The sequence below is a fragment of the Shouchella xiaoxiensis genome (assembly GCF_016907895.1).
In the GTDB taxonomy this organism is placed as follows: Bacteria; Bacillota; Bacilli; order Bacillales; family Bacillaceae_D; genus Shouchella; species Shouchella xiaoxiensis.
This window is the reverse complement of sequence record NZ_JAFBCV010000002.1, coordinates 157,395-184,211: the sequence shown is the minus strand read 5'-3', so window position 1 is coordinate 184,211 and position 26,817 is coordinate 157,395. Positions and strand designations below refer to the sequence as shown.

Annotated in this window: 33 protein-coding genes; all 33 read right to left on the bottom strand. The window is 41.3% G+C overall.

Going from position 1 to position 26,817, the window contains the following annotated elements; translation table 11 throughout:
- Nucleotides 1-78 precede the first annotated feature (78 nt).
- The 33 genes from rpsB to hslU all read right to left on the bottom strand — a co-directional run bounded on the left by rpsB (nucleotide 79) and on the right by hslU (nucleotide 26,807).
- Nucleotides 79-801: a 30S ribosomal protein S2 gene (rpsB, locus tag JOC54_RS04345; RefSeq protein ID WP_204464704.1), complete on the bottom strand. Its 723-nt coding sequence runs from the start codon at nucleotides 799-801 to the stop codon at nucleotides 79-81.
- A 156-nt stretch (nucleotides 802-957) separates the two neighbouring features.
- Nucleotides 958-1,407, bottom strand: a complete 450-nt coding sequence (locus tag JOC54_RS04340) for a helix-turn-helix domain-containing protein (RefSeq protein ID WP_204464701.1) — start codon at nucleotides 1,405-1,407, stop codon at nucleotides 958-960.
- A gap of 12 nt (nucleotides 1,408-1,419) precedes the next feature.
- Nucleotides 1,420-2,175: a FliA/WhiG family RNA polymerase sigma factor gene (locus JOC54_RS04335; RefSeq protein ID WP_204464699.1), complete on the bottom strand. Its 756-nt coding sequence runs from the start codon at nucleotides 2,173-2,175 to the stop codon at nucleotides 1,420-1,422.
- A 13-nt stretch (nucleotides 2,176-2,188) separates the two neighbouring features.
- Complete coding sequence (locus JOC54_RS04330; RefSeq protein ID WP_035419214.1) at nucleotides 2,189-2,671, bottom strand: chemotaxis protein CheD; 483 nt, start codon at nucleotides 2,669-2,671, stop codon at nucleotides 2,189-2,191.
- Nucleotides 2,671-3,273, bottom strand: a complete 603-nt coding sequence (locus JOC54_RS04325; RefSeq protein WP_204464697.1) for a chemotaxis protein CheC — start codon at nucleotides 3,271-3,273, stop codon at nucleotides 2,671-2,673. Before JOC54_RS04325 ends, JOC54_RS04330 begins: the two co-directional genes overlap by 1 nt.
- Complete coding sequence (locus JOC54_RS04320) at nucleotides 3,257-4,165, bottom strand: CheB methylesterase domain-containing protein (RefSeq protein ID WP_204464694.1); 909 nt, start codon at nucleotides 4,163-4,165, stop codon at nucleotides 3,257-3,259. Before JOC54_RS04320 ends, JOC54_RS04325 begins: the two co-directional genes overlap by 17 nt.
- The gene (locus tag JOC54_RS04315) at nucleotides 4,162-4,740 is read right to left on the bottom strand and encodes a hypothetical protein (RefSeq protein WP_204464693.1); all 579 of its coding nucleotides are present in this window, start codon (nucleotides 4,738-4,740) and stop codon (nucleotides 4,162-4,164) included. Before JOC54_RS04315 ends, JOC54_RS04320 begins: the two co-directional genes overlap by 4 nt.
- A complete protein-coding gene (locus JOC54_RS04310) occupies nucleotides 4,709-5,722 on the bottom strand; it encodes a flagellar biosynthesis protein FlhF (protein WP_204464690.1) in 1,014 nt (337 codons plus the stop codon). Before JOC54_RS04310 ends, JOC54_RS04315 begins: the two co-directional genes overlap by 32 nt.
- On the bottom strand, nucleotides 5,719-7,755 hold the full coding sequence (gene flhA, locus JOC54_RS04305) for a flagellar biosynthesis protein FlhA (protein ID WP_204464689.1): 2,037 nt from the start codon (nucleotides 7,753-7,755) through the stop codon (nucleotides 5,719-5,721). The genes JOC54_RS04310 and flhA overlap by 4 nt, the downstream gene beginning before the upstream one ends.
- A 30-nt stretch (nucleotides 7,756-7,785) precedes the next feature.
- Nucleotides 7,786-8,874, bottom strand: a complete 1,089-nt coding sequence (gene flhB / locus JOC54_RS04300) for a flagellar biosynthesis protein FlhB (protein WP_200870814.1) — start codon at nucleotides 8,872-8,874, stop codon at nucleotides 7,786-7,788.
- Nucleotides 8,874-9,653: a flagellar biosynthetic protein FliR gene (fliR, locus tag JOC54_RS04295; protein WP_035440694.1), complete on the bottom strand. Its 780-nt coding sequence runs from the start codon at nucleotides 9,651-9,653 to the stop codon at nucleotides 8,874-8,876. The genes flhB and fliR overlap by 1 nt, the downstream gene beginning before the upstream one ends.
- Nucleotides 9,653-9,922 carry a flagellar biosynthesis protein FliQ gene (gene fliQ, locus JOC54_RS04290; protein ID WP_035419207.1) on the bottom strand — a complete coding sequence of 90 codons (270 nt, stop codon included), beginning with the start codon at nucleotides 9,920-9,922 and terminating at the stop codon, nucleotides 9,653-9,655. The genes fliR and fliQ overlap by 1 nt, the downstream gene beginning before the upstream one ends.
- Before the next feature lie 16 nt (nucleotides 9,923-9,938).
- The gene (fliP, locus tag JOC54_RS04285; RefSeq protein WP_204464687.1) at nucleotides 9,939-10,616 is read right to left on the bottom strand and encodes a flagellar type III secretion system pore protein FliP; all 678 of its coding nucleotides are present in this window, start codon (nucleotides 10,614-10,616) and stop codon (nucleotides 9,939-9,941) included.
- On the bottom strand, nucleotides 10,604-11,239 hold the full coding sequence (locus JOC54_RS04280) for a flagellar biosynthetic protein FliO (protein WP_051991371.1): 636 nt from the start codon (nucleotides 11,237-11,239) through the stop codon (nucleotides 10,604-10,606). The genes fliP and JOC54_RS04280 overlap by 13 nt, the downstream gene beginning before the upstream one ends.
- On the bottom strand, nucleotides 11,214-11,576 hold the full coding sequence (locus JOC54_RS04275) for a response regulator (protein WP_035419205.1): 363 nt from the start codon (nucleotides 11,574-11,576) through the stop codon (nucleotides 11,214-11,216). Before JOC54_RS04275 ends, JOC54_RS04280 begins: the two co-directional genes overlap by 26 nt.
- A 24-nt stretch (nucleotides 11,577-11,600) precedes the next feature.
- Nucleotides 11,601-12,797 (bottom strand): flagellar motor switch phosphatase FliY, encoded by a 1,197-nt coding sequence (gene fliY / locus JOC54_RS04270; RefSeq protein WP_204464684.1) that lies wholly within the window; start codon nucleotides 12,795-12,797, stop codon nucleotides 11,601-11,603.
- A complete protein-coding gene (fliM, locus tag JOC54_RS04265; RefSeq protein WP_204464682.1) occupies nucleotides 12,790-13,779 on the bottom strand; it encodes a flagellar motor switch protein FliM in 990 nt (329 codons plus the stop codon). The genes fliY and fliM overlap by 8 nt, the downstream gene beginning before the upstream one ends.
- A gap of 16 nt (nucleotides 13,780-13,795) precedes the next feature.
- A complete protein-coding gene (gene fliL, locus JOC54_RS04260) occupies nucleotides 13,796-14,224 on the bottom strand; it encodes a flagellar basal body-associated protein FliL (protein ID WP_035419202.1) in 429 nt (142 codons plus the stop codon).
- Complete coding sequence (locus JOC54_RS23125) at nucleotides 14,221-14,439, bottom strand: flagellar FlbD family protein (RefSeq protein WP_035419201.1); 219 nt, start codon at nucleotides 14,437-14,439, stop codon at nucleotides 14,221-14,223. Before JOC54_RS23125 ends, fliL begins: the two co-directional genes overlap by 4 nt.
- 10 nt (nucleotides 14,440-14,449) lie before the next feature.
- Complete coding sequence (gene flgG, locus JOC54_RS04250) at nucleotides 14,450-15,235, bottom strand: flagellar basal body rod protein FlgG (protein WP_204464681.1); 786 nt, start codon at nucleotides 15,233-15,235, stop codon at nucleotides 14,450-14,452.
- Entirely contained in the window at nucleotides 15,232-15,687 is a 456-nt protein-coding gene (gene flgD / locus JOC54_RS04245) for a flagellar hook assembly protein FlgD (RefSeq protein WP_204464680.1), read from the bottom strand. Before flgD ends, flgG begins: the two co-directional genes overlap by 4 nt.
- Nucleotides 15,674-17,206 carry a flagellar hook-length control protein FliK gene (locus JOC54_RS04240; protein ID WP_204464678.1) on the bottom strand — a complete coding sequence of 511 codons (1,533 nt, stop codon included), beginning with the start codon at nucleotides 17,204-17,206 and terminating at the stop codon, nucleotides 15,674-15,676. Before JOC54_RS04240 ends, flgD begins: the two co-directional genes overlap by 14 nt.
- Before the next feature lie 2 nt (nucleotides 17,207-17,208).
- Nucleotides 17,209-17,766: a MotE family protein gene (locus JOC54_RS04235; RefSeq protein WP_204464677.1), complete on the bottom strand. Its 558-nt coding sequence runs from the start codon at nucleotides 17,764-17,766 to the stop codon at nucleotides 17,209-17,211.
- Nucleotides 17,767-18,210, bottom strand: coding sequence for a flagellar export protein FliJ (gene fliJ, locus JOC54_RS04230; RefSeq protein ID WP_051991367.1), 444 nt, complete (start codon nucleotides 18,208-18,210; stop codon nucleotides 17,767-17,769). It lies immediately after the preceding gene.
- Entirely contained in the window at nucleotides 18,207-19,538 is a 1,332-nt protein-coding gene (fliI, locus tag JOC54_RS04225) for a flagellar protein export ATPase FliI (RefSeq protein WP_035419197.1), read from the bottom strand. The genes fliJ and fliI overlap by 4 nt, the downstream gene beginning before the upstream one ends.
- Complete coding sequence (gene fliH / locus JOC54_RS04220; RefSeq protein ID WP_035419196.1) at nucleotides 19,519-20,304, bottom strand: flagellar assembly protein FliH; 786 nt, start codon at nucleotides 20,302-20,304, stop codon at nucleotides 19,519-19,521. The genes fliI and fliH overlap by 20 nt, the downstream gene beginning before the upstream one ends.
- Nucleotides 20,297-21,304, bottom strand: coding sequence for a flagellar motor switch protein FliG (fliG, locus tag JOC54_RS04215; RefSeq protein WP_054792276.1), 1,008 nt, complete (start codon nucleotides 21,302-21,304; stop codon nucleotides 20,297-20,299). Before fliG ends, fliH begins: the two co-directional genes overlap by 8 nt.
- Before the next feature lie 17 nt (nucleotides 21,305-21,321).
- A complete protein-coding gene (gene fliF / locus JOC54_RS04210) occupies nucleotides 21,322-22,902 on the bottom strand; it encodes a flagellar basal-body MS-ring/collar protein FliF (protein ID WP_204464676.1) in 1,581 nt (526 codons plus the stop codon).
- Between the two features lie 26 nt (nucleotides 22,903-22,928).
- Nucleotides 22,929-23,231 carry a flagellar hook-basal body complex protein FliE gene (gene fliE, locus JOC54_RS04205; protein WP_239586571.1) on the bottom strand — a complete coding sequence of 101 codons (303 nt, stop codon included), beginning with the start codon at nucleotides 23,229-23,231 and terminating at the stop codon, nucleotides 22,929-22,931.
- Nucleotides 23,232-23,242: 11 nt separating this feature from the next.
- Entirely contained in the window at nucleotides 23,243-23,680 is a 438-nt protein-coding gene (gene flgC, locus JOC54_RS04200; RefSeq protein WP_035419192.1) for a flagellar basal body rod protein FlgC, read from the bottom strand.
- Between the two features lie 12 nt (nucleotides 23,681-23,692).
- On the bottom strand, nucleotides 23,693-24,088 hold the full coding sequence (gene flgB / locus JOC54_RS04195; protein WP_035419191.1) for a flagellar basal body rod protein FlgB: 396 nt from the start codon (nucleotides 24,086-24,088) through the stop codon (nucleotides 23,693-23,695).
- A gap of 519 nt (nucleotides 24,089-24,607) precedes the next feature.
- Nucleotides 24,608-25,387 (bottom strand): GTP-sensing pleiotropic transcriptional regulator CodY, encoded by a 780-nt coding sequence (gene codY, locus JOC54_RS04190; protein WP_035419190.1) that lies wholly within the window; start codon nucleotides 25,385-25,387, stop codon nucleotides 24,608-24,610.
- 22 nt (nucleotides 25,388-25,409) lie between these two features.
- Nucleotides 25,410-26,807 (bottom strand): ATP-dependent protease ATPase subunit HslU, encoded by a 1,398-nt coding sequence (hslU, locus tag JOC54_RS04185; protein WP_204464675.1) that lies wholly within the window; start codon nucleotides 26,805-26,807, stop codon nucleotides 25,410-25,412.
- Between the last annotated feature and the right edge of the window lie 10 nt (nucleotides 26,808-26,817).

Below are 26,817 nucleotides of genomic sequence, written 5' to 3'. Positions count from 1 at the left end.
CCTAATAGTTGTTTTTTGCACAAAAAAAGGGGAGTAAAGGGTTCATCTCCCTTTACCACCCTTTTTGGAGTCCGTCATTTACGCTGTTGTCGTCTCTTCAACGTCAACTGCTTCTTCTTCACCAGAAGTAGCTTCGATTACGGCATCAGCCATTTTGCCAGTTAATAGTTTAACGGCACGAATAGCATCATCATTTCCTGGAATTACGTAATCAATCTCGTCTGGATCACAGTTTGTATCAACAATCGCAACGATTGGAATGTTTAACTTATGAGCTTCAGCGATCGCAATTCGTTCTTTACGTGGATCAATAACAAATAGTGCATCTGGTACACCATTCATATCTTTAATTCCACCTAAGAATTTCTCTAAGCGGTCCATTTCCTTTTTAAGCAAGATAACTTCTTTTTTCGGAAGGACATCAAATGTACCATCTTCTTGCATTTTTTCAAGGTTTTTAAGACGCGTAATACGCTTTTGGATTGTTTCAAAATTCGTTAGTGTACCACCAAGCCAGCGTTGGTTGATGTAATACATGCCACAACGAATCGCTTCGTCGCGAACTGAATCTTGAGCTTGTTTCTTAGTACCAACGAAAAGAACTTTTCCTCCGTCAGCTGCGAGATCACGAACAAAGTTGTACGCAGACTCGACTTTCTTGACCGTCTTTTGAAGGTCAATGATATAAATTCCGTTTCTTTCTGTGAAGATGTAGCGATCCATTTTAGGGTTCCAACGACGAGTCTGGTGACCGAAGTGTACACCTGCTTCTAGTAATTGCTTCATGGAGATTACTGCCACATCAAACACCTCCTTTTGGTTTTTATTCCTCCGCTCTTTTCATTTTTTGACGACACTCTCAATAAAGAATCGAGCACCTTCGCCAAAATCCAAGGCGTGTGTATTTAACACCGTCAATTAATATACCATATCGGTTTAAGCAACGCAAGATTCCCGTTACGAATTTGACCCCTTTTTTTTCTGATTAAACGCAATCAATAATTCGACTTCCGTCACGCCCATATGTAGTCGCTTCGCAATTTCTGTCGCACTGTAGCCTTCATTAAGGAGTTGATGCCAAGACTGTTGTTCGTTTTCTTGCACGGATGAAGGAGCTTTGACATGGCTTGGTGACTCACTCGCATAGGTAAAGGGAAGCACGTGTGCAGAACGCTCTGTCGACTCGACCTCTCCATTTTCTTCTTCCCTTAATTGCGTCACACGCTGTGCAACAAGCTGCTCAATCAAAGCATCATTGTCTTGTTTAATCTCTTCTACAAAATGGTCAAGCGCTTGCTCCAACTGCTCCTGACTTAATAATTGATCCATTTGTTTTTGAAGCGTTCGTGTTCGATAGAATAAAAACAAGCTAAAACAAATGAAAAAGAAGAGTACTAGTTCACTCATTCTCTTAACCCCCTATCGAACAAACTCTTTTTTTACTAAACCTTGCTTCAGTTTATCAATCGCCCGAGCATGAATTTGTGAAATCCGTGAGGTAGATAACGAAAGAACTCGTCCAATCTCGGTTAATGTCAGTTCCTCATAGTAACTTAATTGAATCACTAACTGTTCGTTCTCACTTAAGCACAAAATTCGTTCAGCAAGTTCTTTCCGGGTATCTTCTGCCACAAGCTTATCTTCTGGGTTACGAGTCATTGGATCTTGGATTTGCGAGGCATAAGACTGATCCTTACTCCCGTTAATCATGTCATCAAACGACAGATTGGTACTCATTAGTTGCTCATATTTTAACAGGGAAATTTCCTTTTCCGAGAGATCCATTAGTTGAGCCACTTCAAAGAAGTCAACAGAGCGACCACGTTCCTGCTCTAGCTTTTCAGTCACTTGATCCATTTTTTTGATTTTTTCACGTATCGTTCTAGGAAGCGGATCTTCTCTGCGCAGTCCGTCAATCATTGCTCCTCGAATACGAAACGAAGCGTATGTATCAAATTTTAGCGCGCGGGATGAGTCGAATTTATGGATGGCATCGAGCAGCCCCTCAAGGGCATGGCTTTTTAGTTCATCTTTTGTAACCGAAACAGGGAGACCATTTGAAACACGCTGCACATGATACGTGACAAGAGGAAGATAATGGTTAATTAAATTCTCAACAGCGTTATCTGACTTTGTCTCATCCCACGATTTCCAAAGCCTTGCTTCTGTGTTCATTTTTTCATCCCCTTTAAATAATAATCTCATTTTGATGCACCGTTCGTATAATCAAATCATTTGTTTCAAGTTGAAACTCAATCGTTCGCCCACTGGATCCGCCAACGCATTCAGAAATAATCGGAATTCCCAATTGCTTCAGCACAAGCTTAACCGCTTCTACATTGCGTTCACCAATCTGCATAAACTCTTGCTTAACAGCATAGCGGAACATTTGCGCCCCGCCAGCTACTTTTGCTTTAAGCAATCCAGCACCTTTTGCTTTTAATTGATTGCTTAAAGAAATAAGTGCAGTATCGGCATAGCGATAAGGGTTCACTTTTCCCTTCCGTGCTTTTGAGGAATCAGGAAGCATAATATGGACCATGCCGGCGATTTTTTGTAGCGGGTCATATAATACGACGCCAACACAAGAACCTAGTCCACAAGTACGCAATTGACCAGTTGATTGAATTAATTTCCATTCCCCAATTGAGATTGTTGCCGTCGCACTCATTATAGGGGCCTCGGAACTTGATTTGTTAGGATTTTTACAGTGTCCGAATTGGGAATAAACAAGAGCAGTCCTGTCATAGCTTGCTCTGTGTCGTTTAGCTGCATCTCCGTTTCCATTAACACAAATGACTCTTCCTCAAGTACATGAAATGCTCCCTCTGCAAGCAAAGCGCCACATAAATCAATGGAAAGTTCGGTTACAAGTGGGTATGAGCTCACGTTCATCATTTCTGAAAATGCGGTTAAATAAGAGCCAATGACAATGTTTCCTATTTCTTGAAAAGCTGATTGCGCTAGGGCGTTTTTATGAAAGGCCTCTTCCCTAAAAGGATCGGCTAAAACCTGTTCAACAAACAGACAGGCGGCTGTCATGGATGTGATAAAAAACATGCCTCCACCAGCCTCTCCCTCAACCGGGGCATAAACGGCTACACACTCCTCCGCTTTGCCAATTGATAGTCGAGGTAAGTCTTCAAGCTGACAATGAAAAGCTAAAGGCACATCCATTGTGACTCTTCGATTCAAGAATGTTGATAACGCTGTTGCTGCATGGCCTGTGCTAATATTCGCCACTTCTTTTATTTGATCAAGTTGATCCGTCATTCTGCGCCCCCATCCTCGCTAACCATTCGCCAATTTCATCATTTAAAAGCGACTCGTCGACAAAGCCTGTTTTGATGGCTGCTCTAGGCATCCCAAAAATGACGGCACTTTCCTTTTTTTCTGCTAAAATTCTGCACTCGCCTGACTGTGACAACTTTGCTAACGTATCCGCTCCATCAGTTCCCATTCCAGTTAAAACAACAACCGTTTTTTTCTTAAAAAAAGAAATCGATTGAAACAAGCGAGACACAGATGGATGATAAACATCTCCCTGTTCAGGATCGGATATATGAAGATAAGCGCCCTCTCTATCACATGCAACTTCCATCTGTTTCCCTCCAGGAGCAATATAAACGGTGCCAGCACTAAGCCTTTCGTTTGCAAGTCCCTCTTTAACACGAATAAGACAATCCTCATTTAAGCGCTTGGCAAGCTTTTTTGTAAACTGAGCTGGCATATGCTGGGCAACAACAATGGGCGCTGGAAAATCAGCAGGCAGACAGCTTAAGACTTTCTTTAATGATTCTGGACCACCTGCTGAGGAACCAATTGCGACAATTTCAGAAGAGGAAAAAGAATCTCTATCCGTCACCTTGCTTAATTGATGCCATTGTGAAACCAAATCCTGCTTAAATTGAGCACTGCTCGTTAGATCTGACTTCACTACATATTCGTAGTGGGTGTTCTCAGAGGATACACCTATAAAAAGCGTTTTTTTCACCGGAAACTGTCGCTTTGATTGTGTAGACATTGGTGCATAAATAAAGCGATCAAAATCATTAAGGTTGATTGAATCACTTTCACTAAAGCAAGTAAACGGTTCATCCAGCATAGATACTTGAATAAACTGCTGCATAAATAATGAGGAACTGATGAGCGCATACCTTTTCACGCAAGTAATACCTCTCTCACAAGTAAACCTGTGCTTTCGTAGACAGAATCAAGCCAATCTTCATCTGCTCGGATAGGTACGATACCAATTGATATTGTTTCTTTTGCTAAAAATCGTGCAGACGCATCTGATAGATTTACTAAAGCTTGTTGAAGCTGATTTCTGTTTGCGGACCCTGTTCCAATCGTATATATGGTTTGAGTTGGTACACGTTTTACTAAGTTATACTGTTGGATCAATCGTTCTCGATCAGGACAAACAAACAAAAAAAGAGGCTTATGATTTCGATTGATTGGTAATTCAGGTACTAGATGCACATAAATCATTAACTGGACATTCACTGAGTTTATATGCTTTACCGTTTCACTGGAGAATAAGCGATCTTGGGCATTTGCGCGAAACAACGGCTTTACCAACGCTGTAGCCACTAGAATGGCTTGGTAACCATACTCTTCTAGTGCCTCTACCATCTTTTCCAGAATGAAGGCTTCATCATTTGTCGCTAGGTAGACATCAAGGGCTTTCATCCTCACTTGTTTTCGCTTAAGCTCTCTCAGCCCTTGCGCTTGGTCCATTAGGTTGTTCCTCCTCCAATCTCATCCAATTAATAATGTCTTGTTTTTCAGGAAACCAAAGGTCATCTGGAACTTGCTGCCCCGTTGTTACACATGAAATGGGAACATCCGTTACATACAGTAGTTCAATTAGTGAACCAATTGATGTTGTTTCGTCTTTTTTTGTTAATACCAGTCCTGTGATTTCTGTTGTTGAGAATCGCTTTAACAATTCTAGTGAATCTTCAAGCTTGGAAGTTAAACTAACGGCTAGGTGAAATTCAGCCTCTACATGATTTGTAATATAATAAAGCAATTCACTTGGCATCGATTCCGTTAAATAATTTCGTCCTGCTGTATCAATTAGGATTAAATCCGCTTCAACCGTCTCGCAAAACCGCACTAGTTGCGCTGTGTCGTAAGCAACATGAACGTCACATTCCAATATTTCAGCGTATTTTCTTAATTGATCTACCGCAGCAATCCGAAACGTATCAAGAGTTATAAACGCAATTTTTTTCTGGTCTTGATAAATCGCTTTTGCTGCTAGCTTTGCAAGTGTTGTTGTTTTACCAACCCCAGTCGCTCCAGCAATAAAAAACAACTTTTTTTGACACGGTTTCTTAACCCTTACTTTCATTGTTGAAGTAAACATGCGCTCAACGATCGTTTTAAAATCTGTAACCCCAGACCGCTCAATCATCGTTGACGTTAGCAGCAAATTGGTTTGAATCGACGGTTTTACACCTTGTTTTTTTAAGAATACTTGTACCTGTTGCTGCATCGGGGAAAGCATTTGAGAAAGTTGATCTCCTTTTTTTCCGTGATGCGGGTCTTCACTTACTCCTACCGTTAGCTGTACTTGTTTTTGTTGGAATATGCCTAACCAGCCACCTGTTCGAACGTCTCTTGTATGAAGAATAGTCACGTCATGACCTAATTCATTACGAGCAAGTGCAACTGCTTGTTCAACAGTTGCCGCTCGGAATTTTTTTATTTTCAATCTGCTCTCACCACCCCTACACTTTGGATTTCAATGTCAGGCTCAAGCTCATTAAAGGAGACAACTGGAACATGAGGCAGGTAGCGTTCGATTAATTGTCTTACATACATCCGAACAGCAGGCGAGCACAGGATAACCGCCTGACGACCGACCTCTGCCATTTTTGTTGTTTCCGCCGCTGCATTTTGCAAGATTTGCTGTGAATCATTCGGAGCGAGAGCAAGAAAGTTCCCATTTTCATTATGACCGACCGCATCTGCAATCTTTTTCTCCGCGCTTCCTGCAAGCGTAATAACAAATAATTCTTTAGAACCTTGTGTTAGCTGTTCTGAAATTTGTCTTGAGAGCGCTTGGCGCACATACTCTGTAATGACGTTCATATCCTTCGTTAATGGCCCATAATCAGCAAGTGTTTCGAAAATAACAGGCAAGTTACGAATCGATAATTGTTCTCGCAACAAGTTTCGAAGCACTTTTTGTGTATCGCCAATTGATAAAGGATTTGGGGTAACTTCATCAACTAAAGTCGGATAGGATTCTTTAAGATGATCGATTAGTTGTTTCGTTTCTTCTCGACCTAACAATTCATGGGCATGGCTCTTTAAAACCTCTGTTAAATGAGTTGAGATAACGGTAGGTGGATCTACAACGGTATAGCCCGATAATTCTGCCCGATCTCTCATCTCGTCGTTAATCCAGAGCGCGTTTAAGCCAAAAGCAGGCTCAACCGTTTCAATTCCAATGATTGATTCATCTTCAATCCCCGTATTCATCGCCATATAATGATCCAGTAACACCTCACCTGTTGCCACGGCATTGCCTTTCACTTTAATTACGTATTGATTTGGATCAAGCGATATATTGTCACGAATGCGAATAACAGGAATGATTGAGCCAAGTTCGAGCGCCATTTGCTTGCGAATCATCACAACCCGATCGAGCAAATCGCCGCCTTGATTGGCATCGGCAAGTGGAATTAATCCATAGCCAAATTCAAATTCAATTGGGTCCATCTGCATGAGCTGCATTACATTTTCTGGACCAGATGGTTCTTCTTTTAGCGGCTCTTCTTTTAACGATTGCTCCAGCTCTTTTTCAAACTGCTTCGCTTTCGATAATCTGTAACCAGCAAATGCTAATAGGCCCGCTATCGAAAACGTCACTAGCTTTGTAATCGGCGTTGTTAAACCGAGTAAAAATATCGTTACCGCCGTTACATATAGTAATGTCGGATGAGCAAAGATCTGTTTGGTAAGATCCGTACCGACGTTTCCTTCAGACGCCGCTTTCGTCACAATCACACCGGTCGCTGTAGAAATTAGTAAGGCTGGAATTTGCGTTACTAGTCCATCCCCGACCGTAAGCAATGTATATGTACTTGCAGCAGTGCCCATATCCATGCCCATCTGCATCATGCCGATAATCAGTCCGAATACCATGTTTATGATTACGATAATGATACTGGCAATCGCATCACCTTTAACAAACTTACTTGCCCCATCCATTGATCCATAAAAATCAGCTTCATGCTCAATTTTTTCTCGACGAGCTTTGGCATCCCGGTCTGAAATCAAACCAGCATTTAAATCCGCATCAATGCTCATCTGCTTCCCTGGCATGGCGTCTAGTGTAAAGCGCGCGCCAACTTCTGATACACGTTCAGCACCTTTTGTAATAACAATAAACTGAATAATGATGAGAATTAGGAAAACAACAAAACCAACAACGGCATTACCGCCGATAACAAAGCTACCAAATGTGTCGATGACATTCCCGGCTTCCGCGTTCCCTAAAATCGAGCGAGTCGTTGAAACGCTAAGCCCTAAACGAAAAAGAGTGACAAGTAACAGCATTGTAGGAAAGATCGAAAACTCAAGCGCATCTTTTGTGCTAATCGCTACGAGTAAAATTAATAAGGATAGCGAGATATTAAAGATAATGAGTACGTCCAATAAAAAAGGTGGGAGTGGGATAATAAGCATAATAATAATTAAAATCACACCAGCGAGCACGCTTAAATCTCTTGCTTTCATTCATGTCCCTCCCTTTTTCACACGTTTTAATTACGAATGGTTTTCTTTTAAACGATACACATAAGCCAGTACTTCGGCGACTGCTTGAAACATTTCTTCATTCACTTGCTGCGATACTTCAACAGAAGCGTATAAGGAGCGTGCTAATAGAACATTTTCCACTAGTGGAATTTCATGCTGCTTCGCTACACGTTTAATACGCTCGGCCATAAAATCAACGCCTTTTGCAACAACAACTGGCGCATCTGCTTTCTTCGAGTCGTATTTCAAGGCAACAGCGAAGTGAGTCGGATTCGTTACGATTACATCCGCACTCGGAACTTCCTGCATCATCCGATTCATCGCCATTTCCAGCTGTTTCTGCTTACGACGCGATCGGATCTTTGGATCGCCTTCCATGGTTTTATGCTCATCACGAATATCCTTTTTCGACATTCGAATTTGCTTTTCATGGTCGTAGCGCTGATACAAATAGTCTGGAATTGCTAAGATTAACAAGAGTACCGCCGCAAACAGTCCCATAATGATCGCTAGCTCACCGATCGTCGCAGCGCTCACTTCAATGCTCTTTTGCGAAAGCACTAAGACATCTTCAATATTTAAAAAGATAACGGTTGTTACAACAGCTCCAACAAACGTAATTTTCAAGATTGATTTAGCTAATTCTACGAGCGCTCGCGCAGAAAAAATACGCTTTGCTCCTTTAATTGGATCTAGTTTCTCAAGCTTTAATTTCATCGGTTCTGCGGTAAACAAGGAACCAACTTGTAAAAAACTTGCAAACGCACCAGCCAAAACAATTAAAACCATGACTGGCAGGACAGCAATACCCATCTCCCACGTAAGCTCTCGAAAAAGAGCAACGATGTTCTCTGTAGTAAAGGAGAGATGCAGAAAGCGATTGAACACATCTGCCATCATTCCTTGTAAATGAGAAAACAACAAAGGTCCAGCAAAAAGCCACATTAGTAAAAACGCTGCGAACAGCATAAATGCTGTGTTAACGTCTTGACTCTTAGGAACTTGGCCTTTTTTTCGAGAATCGAGCCTCTTTTTCGGCGTCGCTTTTTCCGTTTTCTCTTCTGAGAAAAACTGCAGGTTCAGTTTTAATCGCGTCATCATAAAGAATCACCGAGTCTTTCTAACAAAGCTCTCATTGATAGCAAAATTTCTTGAAACAAATAGTTCACACTCATAAAAAACACACCGATATAGATAAAAAGAACAATTAATCCCGAAATCAGCTTAATTGGGAGCCCAACAACAAACACATTCATTTGCGGAACGGTTCGCGATACAATTCCTAAGGCTATGTCAACAAGAAACAAAGCACCGACTACTGGGAACGCCATTGATACACCAAAAGCGAACATCGACACAATCACCATTGTCACTTGCTCCATCACCGCTTCAGAACCTAAAGGCAGAATTAGCTGGTCAATCGGTATGTATTGATAGCTATAAACAGCACCGTCCAAAAGCAGATGATGGCCATCAATTAAGAGAAGATAAAAAAGAGCAAAAACATATAAATAACTACCAGTTAGCGGGCTTTGCGCTCCCGTCTGTGGATCAACAACGTTCGCTAACATAAAGCCCATATGAAAATCAATTAAACCACCAGCAACTTGGACAGCATAGAGTAGAATTAATGCGATTAAACCTGCCAATAAACCAACAGCTACTTCTTTTAACACGAGCAGTACATACGATAAATCAATCGTTATAATCGGTAACTCTGTCGCCATTACAACCATCAACGCAACAAATGCAGCCATACCAATTTTAAAAGGGGCTGGCAAAGCACGGTGACTATACAACGGCAAAACAATAAAAAACGAGCTAATTCGGATAAACACGAGCAAAAATGCCGGGTACAACGATAAAAGCTCATCCATTAGCCGATAAACCTGTATAAGTTGTTATATATGCTATAGGTCATTTCTGTAAGTTGAGATAACATCCACGGTCCAAAGAATACTAGCGCCAGCAATACGCCAACGATCTTCGGAATAAACGCGAGTGTCTGCTCTTGTATCTGCGTCGTTGCTTGAAAGATACTGACAAGCAACCCCAAAGCAAGCGCAATAATCAATAGTGGACCCGCAACGATCAATACGGTCCAAACGCCACTCTGAGCAAGGTGTGTGACCATTTCTAAACTCACGCGGTCACTCTCCTTCCTATTGATAACTTATTAATAAGCTTTGTACGACTAAATACCACCCGTCAACAAGTACAAATAACAGTACTTTAAACGGCAAGGCGATCATAACTGGTGGTAGCATCATCATTCCCATTGACATCAATACACTCGCAACAATCATATCAATGACTAGAAAGGGAATAAAAATCAAAAATCCAATCTGAAAAGCTGTTTTTAACTCACTGATCGCAAAGGCAGGGATTAGCGCCATAATTGGCACCTCTTCAAGTGATTCTGGTTTCTCATAGCCACCATACCCCATGAATAATGCTAAATCTTTTTCGCGCGTATGCTGCGCCATAAATTCCTTCACTGGCACGATTGCCGCATCTAGCGCTTCCTCTCCTGACAGTTCTCCTTCTGATAAAGGCACGTAAGCCGTCTCGTATACATTCTGAATAACTGGAGCCATAATAAAAAATGTCATAAACAAAGCGAGTCCGATTAACACTTGATTTGGTGGTGTTGTTTGTGTCGCTAATCCTTGACGGACAAAAGAAAGAACAATAATGATGCGCGTGAAACATGTCATTAAGATTAAAATACCAGGTGCAATGGATAAAATGGTTAAGAGTAGAACCAGTTGAACGGTTGTGGCAATCGTACCTGTATCGGAGAAATCAAATGAAAGAAACGAAAGAATCATGGTTTCCATTCGTGCTCATTTCCTTTCTCTTGAAACAGTTGCCGATTTTTGGCAAGCTCTTGCTTCGAATCGTTTAATCTTGAAGACAGTACATCTTGAAACGATTGTTTCTGCGCTTTTTTGTTAGGAAAAAGGCTTGCCTTCATGACGCCAAGCGCATCTGTGACAGACTGACTATCTTCATTTCCTTGTTGTTTTTTTAACAAGGCTTCAATTTCTGCTTGATCTTCAATCGTATGTAAAAGCTGGACGCTCTCACCCACCCCAACCACTAGCAATTTATCGCCCACTTTCACGAGCTGCACGGACCGATTTGCTCCTAAGGACACTCCGGATACAAGCGACATGGCTTTCGTTTCTTGAAAGGATCTTGCCCGCTTATTCACAAATTTTAATAAGCCAACTAAAAGAAGAACCACAAGAAGCAGCGCACCAATCATTTTTAAAAAGCTAAGCCAAGGAGATTCACCAAAGGCAATCTCCTCCTCAACTTCAGACTCATTCACTTGCTCTTCACACTCTTCATCAAAAAGGTAACAGTCTTGCGCAGCAGCAACTTCAGCATCCGCCAGGGCAAAACAGAGAAGCACCACGGCCAAGAACCACTTAATTAATTGCTTTAGAGATTGCATCAATCACTCGATCAGCCTGGAATGGTTTCACGATAAAGTCTTTTGCCCCTGCTTGAATGGCATCAATAACCATCGCCTGCTGCCCCATTGCGGAGCACATGATAATTTTTGCATTTGGATCAAATTGCTTGATTTCTTTTAAAGCGGTTATCCCGTCTTTTTCAGGCATTGTAATGTCCATCGTGACTAGATCCGGTGATAATTCCTTATAGCGATCCAATGCTTCATTGCCATCATTTGCTTCACCAACAACGGTGTACCCATTTTTCGTCAAAATATCCTTAATCATCATTCTCATAAATGCTGCATCATCAACTACTAATATGTTTCTAGACATACAAAGCCCTCTTTCTATCGAACGTTAATTTAGTTGGTTAATTCTTTCTTTTTTGCTGACGATGTCCGTTATGCGAACACCAAAATTCTCATCAATAACAACCACTTCACCTTTTGCAATTAAGCGATCATTAATTCTCACATCTACTGGTTCTCCTGCGAGCTTATCAAGTTCGATAATGGACCCTTGAGTAACGCTTAAAATATCACGAATCGTTTTTTTCGTTCGACCAAGCTCTACCTTTACTTCTAGCGGAATATCTAGCAACATATCTAAATTTTGCATCTCTGAATCAGGTAATGGATTCTTTTCAAAGCTTGAGAAGATTGCTTTTTCCACGACTTGTTCAGAAGATTGAGGGGCAAAGGTCTGAGCAGTTGAACGACTGTGTCGAGTCACTGGCTCTTCTTTTTCTACAGATTGGCTTTTTGGCCTTTTTTCCTCCTGCTTTACTACTGGTGCTGGCTCTTCTTCTATGCTGCTCATTTGTTCTCCAAGCAAAGCGTTGGCGTAGCTTTTTCCAAACGGAACGCTAATTAACTGCATTAACTTTGAATCAATTAATGTGCCAATCTTTAATGTGAAGGTGATCGCAATAAGATGGTCGCCTTCAGGAACATAGCTTGGCTCTGCATCAATGTTAAAATCAACAACATTTACATTTGGAGGTGAAATATCGACTTTGCGGTTAAACAGAGTTGACATGGAGGTTGAAGCTGAACCCATCATTTGATTCATTGCCTCTTGAACAGCACTTAAGTGCATCTCTGTCAGATCCAGATTCGGTTCCTCTCCATTTCCTCCTAACATCAAGTCCGCAATAATGGCTGCATCTTCAATCGTAATCACAAAAAGGTTAGAGCCCTCAAATCCTTCTGTATAACTCACATGAACAATCACATGAGGATGAGGAAACAAATCACTTAGCGTCTCTGTGCTCACAGCTTTCACAACAGGTGTCGTAATATCTACTTTTTGGTTTAATAACTCGGATAAAGCTGTTGCAGAGCTGCCAAAAGAGATATTGCCAATCTCACCAATTGTATCTTGTTCCATTGGTGTTAATAAGCCATCAATGTTTATTAATTCGAGCTCATTCTTTTCTTTCGCTGGTTCTTGCTTACCTGAGCTAACTGGGCTTTCGTCGGCTGAGCTATCATTTTGTTGAATGCCTTTAAGCAATTCATTGATCTCATCTTGGGAAAGCGGCTTGTCATTCATCTTCCGTTCCTCCTAAAACTTCAGTTACTTGGATAGCCATTCGATCTCGCTGAAGGCCAGGCTGCCCCTTAAATTTATGTTCTCCACCTACTAATACTTGCAAGGATTCATCGATCAGCTGATTTAAGGTAATGACGTCTCCTTCTCGTAATTGGAGAAATTCATCAATCGTAATTTCGGAACGCCCCAACTCCGCAGAAACGTCAATTGATGTTTTTTTCACTTGTTTGTTTAACAACTCTGCATCTTCTTCAGAGATGACGCCGCGCTGCTCTTGAAACCAATGGTGATTTGTTAGCTTTGGTAAGATTTCTTCAAGCACAACATGTGGCAAACAAAGCGTCATGTAGCCTGATGTTTCCGCAATACTTGTTGATAACGAGATTACTACGACGGTCTCATTGGGAGAAACCAACTGCAGGAATTGCGGATTCACTTCAATATTTTCAGAGACTGGCTGTAAATCAATGACGGATGACCATGCCTCTGCTAAACTTGTCAGCATCGATTCAAATAAACTCGAAAGAATCTTCCGCTCAATTTCCGTCAAATTATCGATTTTGTTGATGCTCATTCCTCTTCCACCTAAAACCCGATCAAACATGGCATATGCAATGTTTGGATTCGTTTCTAGAAGAAACCTTCCTGTTAGTGGTGCAGGTTCAACTACGTTTAGAAAAGTCATCGATGGAATCGAGCGAATGTATTCCTCATAAGGAACTTGCTCGACTGATGCCACTTGAATTTGCACAAGTGAACGAAGCCTAGCCGAAAAATAAGTCGTTAACAACCGCGCATAGTTTTCGTGAATGCGAGACAAATTTCGAATTTGATCTTTTGAAAACCGCAGCGCTCGTTTAAAGTCATACATTCGAACTTTTTTTTCTGACTCAAGCTTTATTAGCTCTTCCGCATTCATCTCTCCCGTTGTTAATGCTGAAAGAAGCGCGTCAATTTCGCCTTGAGACAGGACATCTGCCATATTTGCACCTCATTTATCATTGAACAACCTTCATTGTTGTGTATACGGCCTCAACCGTACCTTGCTCAAGATGGTCATTTAATTTGGACTGAATCATTTGTTCAAGCTCATTAATTCCTTCAGATCCAAGTAAATCTTCTGATGTTGTTTCAGCTAGCGACAGCAACAAGACATTCTTCACTTGAAACTCTCGATTATTCATATCTTCCAATGTTGATTCGGCATCCAGCTGGATACGAAACTGCGCGCGAATAAATTCACCAGATTTTAAATTAGTCGTTACTTCTTCTGTATCAATCGATCGTTTATTAATTTCTTCAATTGTTGGTTTTGCCGAAGCTTCCGATGATTCAAATGGACCAAGCTCCAATAAATACAAACTCCCCACAAGAATTGCTAGTCCAATTACTAAGCTCGACAAAATTCCAACAGCTCGTTTACTCATGTAAGTGTAGAATCCTCCTTCTTATACGAACCAATTAAGCCGAACTCACTCATTCGTTTGTTAATTAATGCGCCGACATGGTCAAGCTGGTCGGACACAACTAATTTCTTTCCACTAATAAGCGTAATGGTTGTATCTGGTAATGCTTCTACTTTTTCAATTAAAAGCACATTTAAAAGCATCGGTTGCCCATTCAAGCGTGTAACTGAAATCATCCGTTATCGCCTACCTTTTTAAGTTAACAAGCTCTTGTAAAATTTCATCCGATGTTGTAATGACTCGTGAGTTTGCCTGAAAACCACGTTGTGCAACAATCATTTCCGTAAATTCATCGGTTAAGTCGACATTGGACATTTCTAACGAACCACTTTGTACAGCTCCTTGACCACCACCGTTTACAACAGCAACACCAGAAGCAGCGGTTTGTGCAAATAAGCTTCCACCAACTTTATTCATCCCGTCAGGATTCGAGAAGGTAGATACAGCAATCTGAACAGGATCAACTTCATCAGCATCTTCCGGCATTGTAAAATGAACAAAGCCTTCTTTATCAATGGAGATTCCAAGCGCCCCTTCTGGAACACTCATTCGCTGTCCATCTACGTCTAATAAATACGAACCTGAACTGTTCACAATGTCGCCTGCTGGATCAATATAGAAATTACCAGCTCTTGTATAAAACGTTTCGCCATTTTGATCCACTGAGAAATAACCATCTCCATTAATCATTAAATCAAGTGTTCTCCCTGTAAACTGTGAGCCACCTTCTGTATGAACCGTGTCAATCGCCCCAATCATCGAGCCCGTTCCTACTTGTTGCGGATTCACTCCCCCACGCACCTCTGTAGGAGCAATTGGGTTTTGCAACTGTTGGCTGACCATATCTTGAAACATGACGCGTCCTTTTTTAAAGCCATGTGTATTGACGTTTGCTATGTTATTACCAATAACATCGAGCTTTGTTTGAAAGCCCTTCATACCTGATATTCCAGAATAAAGTGAGCGAATCATGAATTATTCCCCGTTTCATCATTATTTTTTGGTGTTTCTAAAATTTGCAGAAGTCTACTTGCTTCAATCCAGTCCTTACTTTCAATCTCGACCAGCATTTCACCAGCTTGACTATATTTAACTCCAGTAACGCGGCCCGTCTGTTCACCGTTGTCTTCCTGTTTCCAAGAAACCTGCTTGCCAATTATTTCACTCAAGGAAACCAGTTGCTGGCTTTTTTGTTCAAAATACAGCAACTCCATTGTTTTATTCAGTTGGCTTAACTGCTCTAATTGTGAAAACGTTGCTAACTGCGTAATATACTCTCGATCATCTAGCGGGTTCGTTGGATCCTGATGTTGAATTTGCGCCAGTAAAAGTTTCAAAAAAGCATCTTGTCCAAGCACATTCGACTGAGGCTGTGCTTGGGTGTTTTGCGACGACAGCAGCAAACTCGGATCAATTTGTGTCATCAAACTCCTCCTCCACTTCGCTAGTTGCATTTAACCAGTCTTTAAACAAACTGGCCTTTTGTTGTTCTTTTGCTTGTTGCTCTTTTTGTTGGTTTTGTTTTTCTTGGTGGTTATCATCTAACGTTTCTTCCTCAAACTGTTCAACTTCAATCTTGTGTTCAAGTGTTGGGAGTAACTGGCGAATATTGGGTAATGCTCGCTCAACCATCTCCACTGTACCTTGTTTATCAGCGACAATTTTTATTAATAACCCTTGGTTCTGCTGAATGAATTGAATTTGCATTCTACCTAACGACTCTGGGTGAAGCTTAAGCGTTAGTTGCTGTTGTCCATTTGCTCCACGGTTCATAACAGCAGCTTGGAGAATCCGAAAGAGTTGCTTCGATAATAACTCAGACGAATTGAATTGTTGCTTAACTATTACCGTTGAATCTGCTGTTGAGCCTGTTGGTAGCGGCAGCGGCTGAACACCGTCACTCTTGTCGACTCGCTTTGCTTCAGGCTCTAACGATTTCATTGCCACAGCTGGAACTTCCGCTTGATCTTCTTGCCTCACATCAGTTACAGGTACTTGCTGACGAGCTTGATTAGTGGAGGGAACATCGTTGTCTTTCTCCGTTTGAACAAATCGACGTTCTCCATCTAGAAGCTCCACTTGTGGATCATTTTCTAGAGCTTTTTTTTCTACCGTACTTGACCGACTAACTCGATTCAACACTGGCTCTTGCCCCTGTATAACGGGTTGACTTCCTGTAGATCCAGTCGTCGCTTGCTCTTCAGTAGTTACGACCGGAACAACCTGTTCAGTAGGTGTACTAGGAGCTGGCGCTGGATTCGCCTCGTTTTCAGCAAAATGATGTGAGAGGTTCTGCACGTGAGGCTTCTCACCCCCCCGCTCTGCTGTCTCCACCTCTTTATTTGCCGTGAACTCGGTTTGTTGGAAAGGAAGATCATTACCGGATAAAGGAGCAGTTGCTTTGACCAGATGATTTGCGTTATTTTCACCTGCAAGATTTTGGTCATCTAGCTTCTCCGGTTGTTTAAAAAGAAAGAGCTGCTCTTGAGGATTTGAACGAACTTCATCGTTAGCATAGTTCAGTTGATTCAATTGTGAGCGTTCCTCATTCAATGATTCTGACTTTAGTTGTTCAACTTGACTTGTTTGCCGCTCCTCTTTTTGTAGCAAATCCTCCACACTAGAAATAGGCGATTGAATCCGTTCAATTGGTAATTGTGTGAAAGACTGCCCGAAGAGATTTATTGATGCCTCAACCGCAGACAACTGCGTCAATTCTTCTTGCTCACTTGCAGAACGTTCGTCTGCTTTGCGATCTTGCTTAGTTGATTCAGGGAGTTCGCGCTTTCCTTGCTGTAGCGCCTGTTCCATCGCCTCTTCAAAAGGCTCGTTATTCAAAGCAGGCTCACTGTTCATCTGTTCAAACAATAAACTCGTTGCCAGAGCCGTTTTCTTCTCTTTCAATCCAGTAAGCGTAAAATCCGAACTGATGATTTGCAGCATCTTTATCTCCCTTCTTGAGCCAATCTTTCAAGAAAAGTAGCCCCTTTTTCTGCTGGCAAACGCGCAATAACAGAACCTCTAAGTTGTTCCTTCATAGAAGAAATATGAATGTATGCCTCTTCTTCATTCATTTCATCAATTAAAGCTGCCGCTCGTTTTGGAGACATTTCTTCATATGTTTTTAGAACCGCTTCAAGGCCCGTGGCCATTTCTTGAACAGTTCCTTGCGTGAGCACTTCTTCGTTCGTTTCAGAGTTAGTTGCGTCATCTAGTTGCGCTTGGAGTTCGTTCATCTCGGCTTCTCTTACAACAAGTTCATTTGTTGCTTCCTGCAGCAATGCTTGAAGCTCCACCACTTCTTGTTCCATTTCTGTGAACTGCTGTTGGTATGAACTCCCATCTTCCGTACGTTCTGTTTGAAAAACCTCTCTCACTTGATCACCAACATGTAAGCCAAATAAAGGGCCGATAAAAAGAATGACAACCGTCAGCACGGCGAGTAATGGGATAAGAACGGAAAGTACAATCGGCCATTTCGATTTCTTTGTTTTTGCTGCCATTTATACGAGTACCCTTCGATAGCGAGTAATGCTTACTTCATCCATTTGTTTTTGCTCAAGCTGCTTCTCAAGCTGATCCGCCTCAATGCGTTTCTTTTCTTTTAAGCGTTCGTACTGCTTATATGCTTTCGCACATTCATTAAAATACGTTTGCTTTATTTGCATACGATCTCTCGCTTGGTCCGTTTGTTGTTTGTTTTCCATCAGCTTTGTTTCTAACGCTTGCAAGTAATTCTCGTAAGAACTGAGTGACAAAACCGTTGTCTTTCTTTGTAGAACCGTCGCTTGCTCCGTTTCCAATCCTTCTTTTTCAATTAATAGATTGTATAAAGCGGTAGCTTTCTCTTTAAACTCACCCTCAGCCTGATCGAGTTCTTTTTTAGCAAGCTCTTTTTCACGTTTTGACATATCCATTGCTTCTTGGAGCGAAAATGTAAAGCTCATTTCGTCAGGTCATTCCCTTCTAAGAAATGCTTCATCTGGTTCACTGTTTGCTCATACGTTTGCCAAACATCGGTACGTTGCTTTAAAAAATCGACAATGATTGGGTTCATATGAATCGCTGCGTCAATTGAGCTTGAATTGCCTTTTTTATAAGCACCAATTTGAATTAAATCCTCTGATTCTTCATAATCTGCTAGTCGCTTTCGTACCAAACTCGCCATTTGAGCATGTTCATTTGCTACTAGATCCTTCATTAATCGGCTAACGCTTTTTAGCACATTAACCGCCGGAAACTGGCCTTTATTAGCTAAATTACGATCTAATACAAAGTGACCATCTAAAATTCCTCGAACAGCATCCGCTATCGGCTCGTTTAAATCATCACCATCAACTAAGACAGTATAAAAAGCAGTAATTGTACCGTGATTACTTGTTCCGGATCGCTCCAGTAGTTTTGGAAGCATGGCAAAAACAGACGGTGGGTATCCTTTTGTTGTTGGCGGCTCTCCAATAGCAAGCCCAATCTCTCTTTGCGCCATCGCAAAGCGTGTGACAGAGTCCATCATTAAATTAACCGAATATCCTTGATCGCGAAAATATTCAGCTATGGCCGTAGCTGTTAATGCACCCTTTACTCGTAATAAAGCAGGCTGATCTGATGTGGCCACAACAACAATGGATCGTTTCAAGCCTGATTCACCTAAATCACGCTCAATAAATTCTTTAACTTCCCTTCCTCGTTCACCGACGAGAGCAATAACATTCAATTCCGCTTCAGATTGTTTTGCGATCATCGACATTAATGTACTCTTACCAACACCACTGCCAGCAAAAATACCAACGCGTTGACCTTTTCCCATCGTTAAGAGTCCGTCTATAACCTTGACACCAACACTCATAATTTCTGTAATCCTTGGTCGTTCGAGCGGATTCGGAGGCATTTGATCGGTCGAGTAATAAGATTGTACGCGACTATCCATTTTTTTTGCTGGATCAAGCAACTCGCCTGTACCGTCTAACACTTGACCTATTAAATGAGGGCCAACAGGAACACTCAATGGCTTTCCAGTCGCCTCAACGACACTACCAGCTTCAATCTGGAGCAATGTATCAAGCGGCATTAATAAAACACGATCTTCTCTAAACCCAACCACTTCTGCACGAATACGTGAAGTTTGTCCATCTCGCTTGGACCAAATAAAACATAGTTCTCCAATGAACACTTTCGGACCTGCTGACTCAATTGTCAGTCCTGTAACCTGCTTTACTAAACCGTACCATTTATATGGATTGAGCTTGGTTACTTCATCAATTAGTTGTGTTCGCATAATTAGTCCTCGAACGTTGATTTAATTGGTGCAGCTGCTGTTTTAATTGAATCAATTGCGTATCTAATGACGCATCAAGCCTTCCTGCATTTGTTACAAGATAACAATGATTTTCAGTTAATTTCGTATCTGGAATGACTTTAAAATCTTTGCAACCAGCAACTTCTTCAGCTAATTCCAGCACGGAATCTTTCATTTTGTCATACCAGAACGGGTGAACATACACCCTGATAAATTGATGTTCTTTCACTTCATAGAGTGCACTTTTAAGATAGTGCTTGATCTGTGTTTCTTGATTTAATACGTCACCAAGGATCCGTTCGGCTATTGCCGTTGCTAGATCAATTATGAACGGTTCGTGTTTTTCAATTGTATGTATTGCTTCTATTTGTGCATCTTCTAGAATCTGCTGAGCTTGAACAAGCTGCGATTCATAAATCGTAGTCACTTGCGTTTCTCCTGCAGAAAAACCAGCTTCGTACCCTTGTTGCTCTGCTTCCGCAAGCGCCGTTTTGCATTCTTGCTCAAGTTGACTTTTTCGTAACTCACAATCTTCCTTAATTCGCTTGGCTTCATTCGTTGCTTCTTCAATCATCATTTGGGCTCTTTGCTCAGCTGCGGCAATAATTGCTTCCGCTCTGTTTGAACTCGTTTCTTCCATAGGTTCGGTTGATTCTTCATGCGCACTTTCAAACACAACCGGCTGAAGACCTATTTCTCTAGCAGCCACTTTCTGCTTGGTCGGATAACGAATGACATTAGACAAGGATGTCCTCTCCATTCGTCCGTGCGATTACAATTTCACCAGAATCTTCAAGACCCCGAATGATTGCAACGATACGTGATTGAGCTTCCTCAACATCTCTTAAGCGCACTGGTCCCATATATTCCATCTCATCTTTAAATGCATCTGCCATTCGCTGAGACATATTCACGAAGACCATGTTCTTCACTTCATCACTGGCTACTTTTAATGCTAACTGAAGATCATCGTTATCCACATCGCGGATAACGCGCTGAATGGCTCTTTTCTCAAGCGTAACAATGTCTTCGAAAACAAACATACGCTTCTTGATTTCTTCAGCTAATTCAGGATCTTGAATATATAATCCATCTAGTATGGTCCGCTCAGTTGACCGATCGACGCCATTTAATACTTCGACAACAGCTTCAAGTCCACCAGCTTCCGCAAACTCTTGCGTAATGGTTTGGGAGAGCTTCTCTTCAAGCACAGCTTCAACTTGTGCAATAACCTCAGGAGATGACCGATCCATTAGCGCCATTCTTCTGGCAACATCCGTCTGCACCATTTCTGGCAATGAAGAAATAATTTGACCTGCTTGTTTTGCCGGAATATAAGCTAAAATAACGGCAATCGTTTGAGGGTGCTCATGCTGGATAAAATTTAATATTTGCGATGGGTCTAGTTTACGAGCAAAGTCAAACGGACGCACTTGGATCGTGGACGTTAAACGTTGGATCATTGACGCAGCACCATCTGAACCTAAAGCTTTTTCGAGAATCGACTTCGCATAAGCAATACCGCCTTGAGCAATATATTCTTGCGCCATTGCAATCGAATGAAATTCATCCATAACTTGTTCTTGTATGTCTTTCTCGACTTTTCTCACTGAAGAAATTTCTAGCGAAAGGCTTTCAATTTCATCTTCAGACAGATGTTTATATACTTGAGCAGCCGTGTCTGGCCCTAATGAAATTAATAATATTGCAGCTTTTTGTCTTCCTGTTAATTTAGTAATCGCCACTTAAGCTACCTCCTCGTTCAATCGTCAGATAACCACGTGCGCAGTAGTTTAGAGAATTCTTCCGGCTTTTCGTTAGCTAGATAATTTAAATCACGAACGCGTTTCTTCTCATCTGTCTCAGGTCGATCCGAGAATGGCACTGGCTCTTTTTCAATATATGTATCTTCCTCAGCTGTTTCATCAAGAGCAAGTTCTGCACCATGATTACGACCTCTCATTAATAGAACGATGAGAACGACAATCACAACGATAAATCCGCCCCCTACGACAAACATCCACGTAGGAACGCCCCCCGCCTCTTGATCAGCATCAACTGCAGCGGTCTCGGCAAACGGCATTGAAGATACAACAACACGGTCATTAATATTTTGAATTTCGGCTCCATCTGTTGTTGGTAGTGTCGTTCGCACGATGGTCTGAAGCATTTCGGTTAAGTCAGCTGTCTGCTGAGCTGGAAGTTGAGCCATCCCCTCAGGTGGGTTCACCATCACTTGGATACTTACATCACGAACTCGGTAAGGGCTCTCGATAATTTCACGGTGAATTCGATTTACCTCATAATTAATTCGTTCTTCACTACGCTCTGACTCACTGTCACCACCTGGCACAACACCTGTATAATTCGGAATCTCTTCGCCAGTACCTGTGACACCTTCACCTGTACTAGTAGACCCTTCATATAGCTCATTAATTCGTTCCGCGCTTACAGCAATACCAGTCATTTCTTCTTCATCAACTGCTTCGACTAAATCTTCCACTCGCTGTTCTTGCGTGTAATCAATATCCGTAGTAACAGAAACAATTGCATTTTGTTGCCCAACAACAGCACCAAGCAACTGCATAATGGTTTGCTTTAAATCCGATTCAATTTCCTGTTTCACTTCTCGTTGTGATTGGAACGAAGCAACAGGACTAACCTCTTCTTCTTGATACGTATAATTATTGAAATTGGAATCAGAAAGTACGATATTTTCTATAGGTAAATTCGGTACACTTCTAGATATTAAATGGTAGAGCGCTTTAACTTGAGATTGTTCTAATGATTGCCCCGCTGCTAAATCGAGCACAACCGCTGCTGTCGCAGATTCTTGACCAGAACTGAGCCAAACGCTATCTTCTGGAATAGTAATGATTACATTCGCATTCTGAACGCCTGAGATACTCCGAATCAGTTCAGCAAGTTCGGTTTGCATCAGAGACCGTTCAATAACAGTGAATTCATTATCCGTCATTCCAAATCCCATCTGTTCCTGGAAAAAGCTGTAGTCAATGCTCCCACTCTGTGGTAACCCTTCGGCAGCTAACTCCACTTTCAAACGGTCAACGTCTGCTTCAGGAACGTGAATGGTTGTTCCATCGTTTGAGACCTGTACGCTGACCCCTCTTGTTTGTAAAACTTCTTGTATTTGACCTGTTTCCGCTAAGGTTAGATTACTGTACAATGGCGCATAATTCGTTCGTGAAAAGAGGGCAATAATAACCGCAATAATTAATAGGATAATCAAAACACTTCCAACAAGCAGCCCTTTTTGTAAACCCGTTCGATCATTCCAAAGTATTTTTACCTTATCTGTATAACGTTTCGCTTTCTCGTTCATGACGCCTCCACTTACAGTCTGCCTTATTACACTTGCATTCTCATCATCTCTTGATAAGCTTCAACTGCTTTATTACGGATTTCCAGCGTTGCTTGCAGTGAAACAGACGCTTTATTTGCAGTAATCATCACTTCATGCAAATCGATGGGTTTTTTTTGCGCCATCGCTTGTGTTGCAGCTCCAGAAGCTAATTGTGCGTCATTCACATTTGTAAGTGCTGTCTTTAAAGCACTTTGAAATGAATGGGCCGTTTGTTCAACGCCACTGTTCTTGGGCACCATGCTTGTTTGATTAAGCTGTACGAGCCCTTGCAAAGGAACTAGTTCCAACTATATCCCTCCTAACGACCTATTTCTAATGATTTAAGTAACATATTCTTACTTGCCTGTAAGGCGCTAACGTTTGCTTCATAGGAACGAGTTGCGCTCGTCATATCAATCATTTCTCTAGCAATCTCTACATTTGGTTTTGCAACATAGCCCTCTTCATTTGCATCAGGATGAATTGGATCATAGATAAGTGTTGCTGGCGTTTGATCTGCAACAATTCCTTTAGCAATCACGCCTTGATTTAAGCGTGCTTCTTCTTGTTTTAAATAATTTGAGAATGAATGAGGCTGTTGAACGACCATTTTACGTTGATAAGGCTGCCATTCTCCATTCACTAGCTGTGCTCTTGTAGTGTCTGCATTGGCTATATTACTTGATGCGACATCCATGCGCAGGCGTTGAAGTGTCAAAGCAGAACCTGATACATTCATGCTCGTAAACATTGACATGAATACCCCTCCTTATTTACTACCTCGGATTGCCATTTCAAGCGATTGGAAATTTCCACTTATACGATCCACTAGTGCATTGTAATAGATTTGATTCTCTGCCATCTCCGTCATCTGCTTATCAACATCAACGCTGTTTCCGTTGTGATTGTATTGCTCCATCGTTTTTCCTATAAAAGAGTCCATACTCCCAGGCAAAGGAAAGCTCAAATGCTGCGCATGAGTTCGCTTCGACTGGAAACCAGTCTCATTTGACTGCGCCGTTTGTAACACATCTTTAAATGAAACGGTTTGTTCTTTGTAATGAGGTGTATCAACATTTGCGATATTAGAAGAGATCGCTTTTTGTTGAGCCGTTGAATAGCGAAGTGCTTCCTCAAGCGTTGCGATTGTACTAGTCGTAAACATTTATTCCTCCTTCTTCTTAAACATTTCCGTAAATACAGGAAAGTTTAAGCATTATTTCCCATTTCCTATTGATGATAAAATTTTACTAGTTTTTTCGTGATTTGTCTAAACACATTTTCATATAAAAGAGATTTAAGTCGAATGAACCATTATTCTGGCTCCATATCCATCCTTTATACCTATAAACAAAACAACAACCATGTCATTGATCCTACATAAAAGTTGTTAGAATTACAAATTAAATGGAAGTACATATACCTAGTTGGAAATAGGTATTCTTCCTCAAAAATGGGAGCTTATTTGGAGTAACCATCTTTTTGTATCAATCATCGCAGCGAGCATTAAGAAAAAAGAGACTTCAGCAGGCAAAGCACATGTCTGAGGACTCTGTAGTGGCGTTTTTTTGCTGAGGGAATGAGGGAGCGGGGGTTTCTTCTGTTCTCTAGTAAGATACGATGTTTGTCCTAATATCGCACACAAAAAAAGCAGCCGACAAATTTGTCGGCTGCTACTAGCTTCTTAGTTTTCTTTCATACGATCAAGTTCATGCAAGAACTTATCATTCAATACTTTAATATACGTTCCTTTCATTCCAAGCGAGCGTGATTCAATGACACCAGCACTCTCAAGTTTGCGCAATGCATTCACAATGACAGAACGTGTAATTCCAACACGGTCAGCAATTTTACTTGCAACAAGAAGTCCTTCTCTACCGTCAAGTTCTTCAAAGATATGCTCAACAGCTTCTAATTCACTGTATGAAAGTGAGCTAATGGCCATTTGAACAACTGCTTTGCTACGCGCTTCCTCTTCAATTTCTTGTGTTTTCTCATGAAGGATCTCCATGCCAACAACTGTTGCACCGTATTCAGCAAGAATCAAATCATCATCACTGAAAGGTGTTTCTAAACGAGAAAGGATTAATGAACCTAGACGTTGTCCGCCACCTTTAATTGGAACAACTGTTGTTAAACCTGTTTTGAAAAGGTCTCTGTTTTCTACTGGAAACGCTGTGTACTCACTATCAACATCGATGTTCGCTGATGTATCTTCAATTTTAAATAAGCCTTCTGTGTAGTCCTCAGGGAATTGACGCTCATCAAGCATCTTCTTCATACGATCATTTTCAATCTCTTCTTCAATTGAAAAACCAAGTAACTTTCCTCTTCTGCTAACAACGTATACATTTGATCCAATTGCATCACGTAGTGTGATTGCCATTTCACGGAAATTCACGTGCTGCCCACTAGTTTTTTGTAACATCTCGTTGATCTTCCTCGTTCTTGTCAATAAATCCATTTTAAAATCTCTCCTTTTTTATCTACAAAATAAATTGGCTTAAATCTCGGTTTTTAGCAATTGTCCCTAACTTTTCTTCGACGTAGGTGTCCGTAATGGTTAACGTTTCAAGATTAATATTTGGGGCTTCAAACGATAAATCCTCTAAGAGCTTTTCAAGGAGGGTATGCAACCTTCTTGCCCCAATGTTTTCGGTTTCTTGATTGACCTGGCTTGCAATCGTCGCAATCTTACGAACAGCATCGTCTGAAAATGTAATTTCTATACCTTCCGTTTGTAAAAGCGCAGCGTATTGTTTTAACAATGCGTTATCCGGTTCAATCAAAATCCGTACAAAATCATCAACAGTCAAACTTTTTAGCTCCACTCGAATTGGAAAACGTCCTTGCAACTCAGGAATGAGATCAGATGGTTTCGCCGTATGGAAAGCACCTGCAGCTACAAACAATATATGATCTGTTTTTACTGCACCATACTTCGTCACAACCGTAGAGCCTTCTACAATCGGCAAGATATCTCTTTGAACACCTTCTCTAGAGACATTTGCATTCTGATCTCCTTTTCCGACGACTTTATCAATTTCATCAATAAAGATCATCCCAAGCTGTTCTGCTCGATTAATGGCTTCCTGCGTGACATCATCCATATCGATAAGCTTTTGTGCCTCTTCCTCAGTAAGCACGGATCTTGCTTCAGCGACCGTCATTCTTCTTTTTTTCTTTTTCTTTGGAACCATGTTCCCAAGCATTTCCTGCATGTTCATCCCCATTTGTTCCATGCCTGCTCCACCTTGAAACATATCCATAAAGCCTTGTGATTGTTCTGAAACCTCAATCGTAACGATGCGGTCTTCTAATTCTCCCGCTTGAAGCTTTTGCTGCATTTTTTCTTTCAAGTTAGAGCGATTTAGTTCTTCTTCCTGCTCTTCTTGTTCATCATCCTCTTTGCCCGTTTGATTAAAAAGCATTTCAAACGGATTTTTATAATTTGACTCTTTTTTCAAAGAAGGAACAAGAATGTTAACTAATCTTTTTTCAGCAAGCTCTTTTGCTTGTTCTTTCACAAGACCAATGCGATCTTCTTTAACAAGTCGAACGCTTGATTCAACTAAATCACGAACCATTGATTCTACGTCACGCCCGACGTAACCAACTTCGGTAAATTTCGTTGCCTCAACTTTAATAAATGGTGCTCCTACTAGTTTGGCTAAACGTCGAGCAATCTCCGTTTTTCCGACACCAGTTGGTCCAATCATTAAGATATTCTTAGGTGTAATTTCATCACGCATCGTTTGCTCAAGTTTCGTTCTGCGATAACGATTCCGAAGCGCAATGGCTACAGAACGTTTAGCGCCTTCCTGTCCAACGATATACTGATTTAATCGTTCGACGATTTGGCTCGGTGTAAGTGAACTAGTCATTGTTGTACAC